Origin of the sequence: Marinobacter sp. UBA5687 (genome assembly GCF_002420325.1) — a bacterium.
Lineage (GTDB): Bacteria > Pseudomonadota > Gammaproteobacteria > Pseudomonadales > Oleiphilaceae > Marinobacter > Marinobacter nauticus.
In genome coordinates this window covers 1-4468 of sequence record NZ_DIHV01000137.1, presented here as the reverse complement: position 1 = coordinate 4468, position 4468 = coordinate 1, and the positions used below count along the sequence as shown (strand labels likewise).

The window sequence follows — 4468 nt, the reverse complement described above, 5'->3', positions numbered from 1 at the left end:
CTGGACGTTGCCCTTACTGAAGCCGGCCAGGCAACCCCCACGCTGGTGCTGGATCAGGCCAGGCTGGAGCACAACCTGTCGGCCCTGAACAGCCACCTGAACGGCGAATACCATTACCGCATTGTGGTCAAATCACTGCCGTCACTGCCGCTTCTGCAACGAATCATGGCGGCCACCGGCAGCAACCGGCTGATGGTTTTCCACCAACCCTTTCTCAACACCGTGGCCGAGGCCCTGCCTCAGGCGGATGTGCTGATGGGCAAGCCGCTTCCGGTGGCCGCCGTTGACCGTTTCTACCAGCAGCTCACATTCAGTACCAGCGGCTTCCGGCCAGAACAGCAACTGCAATGGTTGGTGGATTCCCGGCAGCGGCTTGAGGCCTATGAAGGTTTCGCCCGGGCACAACAACGCCGGCTGCGGATTAACCTGGAGATCGATGTTGGCCTGCATCGTGGCGGGTTTACCGACACCGGTGACCTGGCTCGGGTCCTCACCATGATTGAACGCTCGCCCTGGCTCAGTTTCAGCGGGTTCATGGGCTACGAACCTCATATCATGAAAGCACCGGGGCCAGCGGCCTGGCTGCGGGACCGGGCCATGGCGCGGTATCAGGATTACGTGTCCACCGCCGAGCAACACCTGGGACGCTCACTGACAGACCTGACACTTAACACCGGGGGGTCCACCACCTATCAGCTCTATCGCGGGCTGTCCGGCGAGCTGCCCGTGAATGAGCTCTCCGCCGGTTCCGGCCTGGTAATGCCCGCGGATTTCGACCTGCCAACACTGGCTGAGCACCGGCCCGCGGTGTTCATTGCCACGCCGGTCCTGAAGCTGCTGGAAACCACCCGGATTCCAGGTGCACCCGGGCTGGGCCGGCTGCAGGCGCTGTGGAACCCCAACCGGGCCCGCACGGCCTTCATCTACGGCGGCTACTGGCCGGCAACGCCGGTGTCACCGGCAGGATTAACCGATAATCCGGTTTATGGCCGATCCAGTAATCAGGAAATGCTGAATTTCGCCGATGGGCTCGACCTGTCAGAGGGCGACCGGGTATTCCTTCGGCCGCACCAGAGCGAATCGGTATTCCTGCAATTCGGCGATCTGGCCGTCTTTGATCCGGTCAGGGGAGGCATTACCGAACGCTGGCCGGTGTTCCGGGAAGGATGAACTCGTTGGCGGCACATGCTTTAATCGGTGCTACGTTCGATCCAACCGACAGGAACCGTCATGACCCCCGCAATCAACGCCGCCAAACAAGCCCGGGTGAACTACACCATCCACGAGTACGAGCACGATCCGGCTGCGGAAAGTTATGGCGAGGAAGCGGCGGAAAAAATCGGTGCAAACCCGGCCCAGGTGTTCAAGACCCTGGTGGTCAGCCTGGATGGCAAGGATCTGGCGGTGGGCATCGTACCGGTCACCGCCATGCTCGGGCTGAAACAGATTGCCAAGGCTGCCGGTGCCAAGAAAGCACTCATGGCCGACAAACAGCTGGTGCAGCGCACCACCGGCTATGTCCTGGGTGGGGTCAGTCCCCTGGGCCAGAAAAAACCTCTGAAAACCTTCATCGACCAGTCTGCCGAGGACTTCGAAACGATCTTTGTCAGTGCCGGCAAACGGGGCCTGGAAATCGAACTGGCACCCGCCGATCTGGCCCGACTGACCCAGGCCCGGTTCGCTCTGCTGCAACAGGAGTAAGGGGGTGAATCACTCCAGCGACCTGATCCTTATCGGTAGCACCCTGCTGCTGGCACTCGCTGCGCACGCCGTGGGCCAGAAGGTACACGTGCCCCGGGTGACCCTGCTGCTGTTGCTGGGCGCCCTGGCTGGACCGGATTTGCTTGACCTGCTGCCGGATAACGCAGACCAGAGCTTCAGCCTGATTACCCAGTTAACCCTGGCGATGGTGGGTTTTCTGCTGGGAGAACGAATGTCGGCGCGGGATCTCAGGCAGGGAAAAGAAGCGCTGATTGTCAGCCTGGCCGTCACGTTGCTGACCGCCGTGGCGGTCATCCTGGCGGTCTGGGCCGTCACCGGCAACCTGCCGGCGGCTCTGCTGCTGGGCGGCATTGCCACCGCCACGGCACCGGCAGCGACCCTGGATGTCCTGCGCGAAGCGGGCGCCAACGGCCCGCTCACCCGGCTGGTGTTTCAGGTGGTCGCCATCGACGATGCCTGGGGCGCCATTCTGTTCAGTGTTCTGTTGGTGGCGGCCGGTCTGTTGCTGGGCAACGGCGACCTGAGCGGCCCCACGGCCATGTTGCACGGGCTCTGGGAAGTGGCAGGCTCGGTGCTGCTGGGTATGGTACTGGGGTTTCCCATGGTCTGGCTGACCGGGCGGCTACGGCCGGGTGAACCCATGCTGCTGGAATCCGCCGGGTTTGTCTTTGTCGCGGCGGGGCTGGCCAGCTGGTTTGGCCTGTCGTACCTGCTGACCTGCATGACCCTGGGCATTGTGGTGGCGAACCGAGCCCGACATCACGTTCGGCCGTTCCGTTCCATCGAGGGCATTTCCGAGCCCTTCCTGGCACTGTTTTTCTTTATGGCCGGGTACCAGCTCGACTGGCTGGCGCTCCCCACCCTCGGTGCGCTTGGCCTGGCCTATGTAATGGCCCGCATTGGCGGCCGACTGGCCGGTGGTTACCTGGGCGGCCTGCTCGCCGGCTCCGCCCCGGAAACCCGGCAGCGTATCGGCGCCTGCCTGATGCCCCAGGCCGGCGTTGCCCTTGGCCTCGCCCTGGTGGCCACCGAGCGGCTGCCGGAGCTTGGCTACATTCTGCCGCTGGTGATTGGCGCTACGGTGCTATTCGAGTTAATCGGCCCGCCGATGACGCTGCTTCAGCTACGCAAGGCCGGTGAAACCGGACAGGGCTACCAGGAAGAGCCAGACGAATAAAAAACCCGGTGAGCCTCAAGCGCACCGGGTTTCGGGGATTCATGCCGGGCCAATGGCCCGGCTGAAACACTGGCCTTACTTCACGGAATCCCGAGCCTCGGCCAGGATCTTGTTGAACGTGGCGCTCGGCTGCATGACCTCGCACACCTTCTCCATGGGCGGGTGGTAGTAACCACCGATATCGGCCGGATGGCCCTGCACCACGGTCATTTCTTCCAGGATCTTGTCCTTGTTCTCCTCCAACTGGGCAGACAGCTTGGTGAAGAATTCTTTCAGTTCCTTGTCTTCATCCTGTTTGGAGAGCTCTTCCGCCCAGTAGCGGGCCAGGTGGAAGTGGGAACCACGGTTGTCCAGCTCGCCGGTTACCCGCGACGGAGACTGGTTGTTTTCCAGCAGTCGCTCGGTGGCCTTGTCCATGGTCTGGCCGAGCAGGCGGGCACGCTCGTTGTTCTGCTTCTCGCCCAGCTCGTCCAGAGACACCGCGGTGGCCAGGAACTCACCCAGGGAATCCCAGCGCAGGTGGTTTTCCTGAATCAGCTGCTGTACGTGCTTGGGCGCGGAACCGCCGGCACCGGTCTCATACAGACCACCGCCGTTCAGCAGCGGCACGATGGACAGCATCTTGGCGCTGGTGCCCAGCTCCAGGATCGGGAACAGGTCGGTCAGGTAGTCACGCAGCACGTTGCCGGTGACAGAGATGGTGTCCAGGCCGCGAATCAGACGCTCCATGGTCCAGCGAATGGCGCGAACCGGAGACATGATGCGAATGTCCAGACCTTCGGTGTCCAGTTCAGCCAGGTAGGTTTTGACCTTCTTGATCAGCTGGGCATCGTGGGCACGCTCATCGTCCAGCCAGAATACCGCCGGCATGCCGCTGGAGCGGGAACGGTTAACCGCCAGCTTGACCCAGTCGCGGATCGGCAGATCCTTGGTCTGGCAGGCACGCCAGATATCGCCTTCCTCAACCTTGTGCTCGGTCAGGACAGTGCCGTCTTCGGCCACAACGCGCACGACACCGTCTTCCTTCATTTCGAAGGTCTTGTCGTGAGAGCCGTACTCTTCGGCTTTCTGCGCCATCAGGCCCACGTTCGGAACGGTACCCATGGTGGTGGGGTCAAACGCGCCGTGGGTCTTACAGAAGTTGATCACTTCCTGGTAGATGGTGGCGTAGGTGGACTCCGGCATCACCGCCTTGGTGTCCTTCAGCTTGCCATCACGGGCCCACATCTTGCCGGAGTTACGGATCATCGCCGGCATGGAGGCGTCGACAATGACATCGCTCGGCACGTGCAGGTTGGTGATCCCTTTAACAGAATCGACCATGGCGATTTCCGGACGGTGCTCGTAGCACGCGTGCAGGTCTTCCTGAATCTGCTCCTGCTTCGATTCCGGCAGTTGCTTGATCTTCTCGATCACGGACGACAGGCCGTTGTTCGGGTTAACACCGATTTCCTGGAACAGCTCACCGTACTTGTCGAACAGCTCCTTGTAGAAAACCTTCACCGCGTGACCGAACACGATCGGGTGGGAGATTTTCATCATGGTGGCTTTCACGTGCAGGGAGAACAT

4 protein-coding genes are annotated in these 4468 nt (G+C 61.8%); 3 read left to right on the top strand and 1 reads right to left on the bottom strand.

The window, feature by feature from the left end; genetic code table 11:
• The 3 genes from B3Y70_RS15205 to B3Y70_RS15195 form a co-directional block, all read left to right on the top strand.
• A partial coding sequence (locus B3Y70_RS15205; RefSeq protein ID WP_288590040.1) for a DSD1 family PLP-dependent enzyme occupies positions 1 to 1170 on the top strand: 1170 nt, incomplete at its 5' end.
• Positions 1171 to 1230: 60 nt separating this feature from the next.
• On the top strand, positions 1231 to 1701 hold the full coding sequence (gene ybaK / locus B3Y70_RS15200) for a Cys-tRNA(Pro) deacylase (protein ID WP_022991816.1): 471 nt from the start codon (positions 1231 to 1233) through the stop codon (positions 1699 to 1701).
• Positions 1702 to 1705: 4 nt separating this feature from the next.
• Entirely contained in the window at positions 1706 to 2899 is a 1194-nt protein-coding gene (locus B3Y70_RS15195; RefSeq protein WP_022991815.1) for a cation:proton antiporter, read from the top strand.
• A 75-nt stretch (positions 2900 to 2974) separates the two neighbouring features.
• On the opposite strand, the gene B3Y70_RS15190 is transcribed toward B3Y70_RS15195, so the two are convergent.
• Positions 2975 to 4468 (bottom strand): NADP-dependent isocitrate dehydrogenase (locus B3Y70_RS15190; protein WP_288590038.1); only part of this gene is annotated, 1494 nt, incomplete at its 5' end.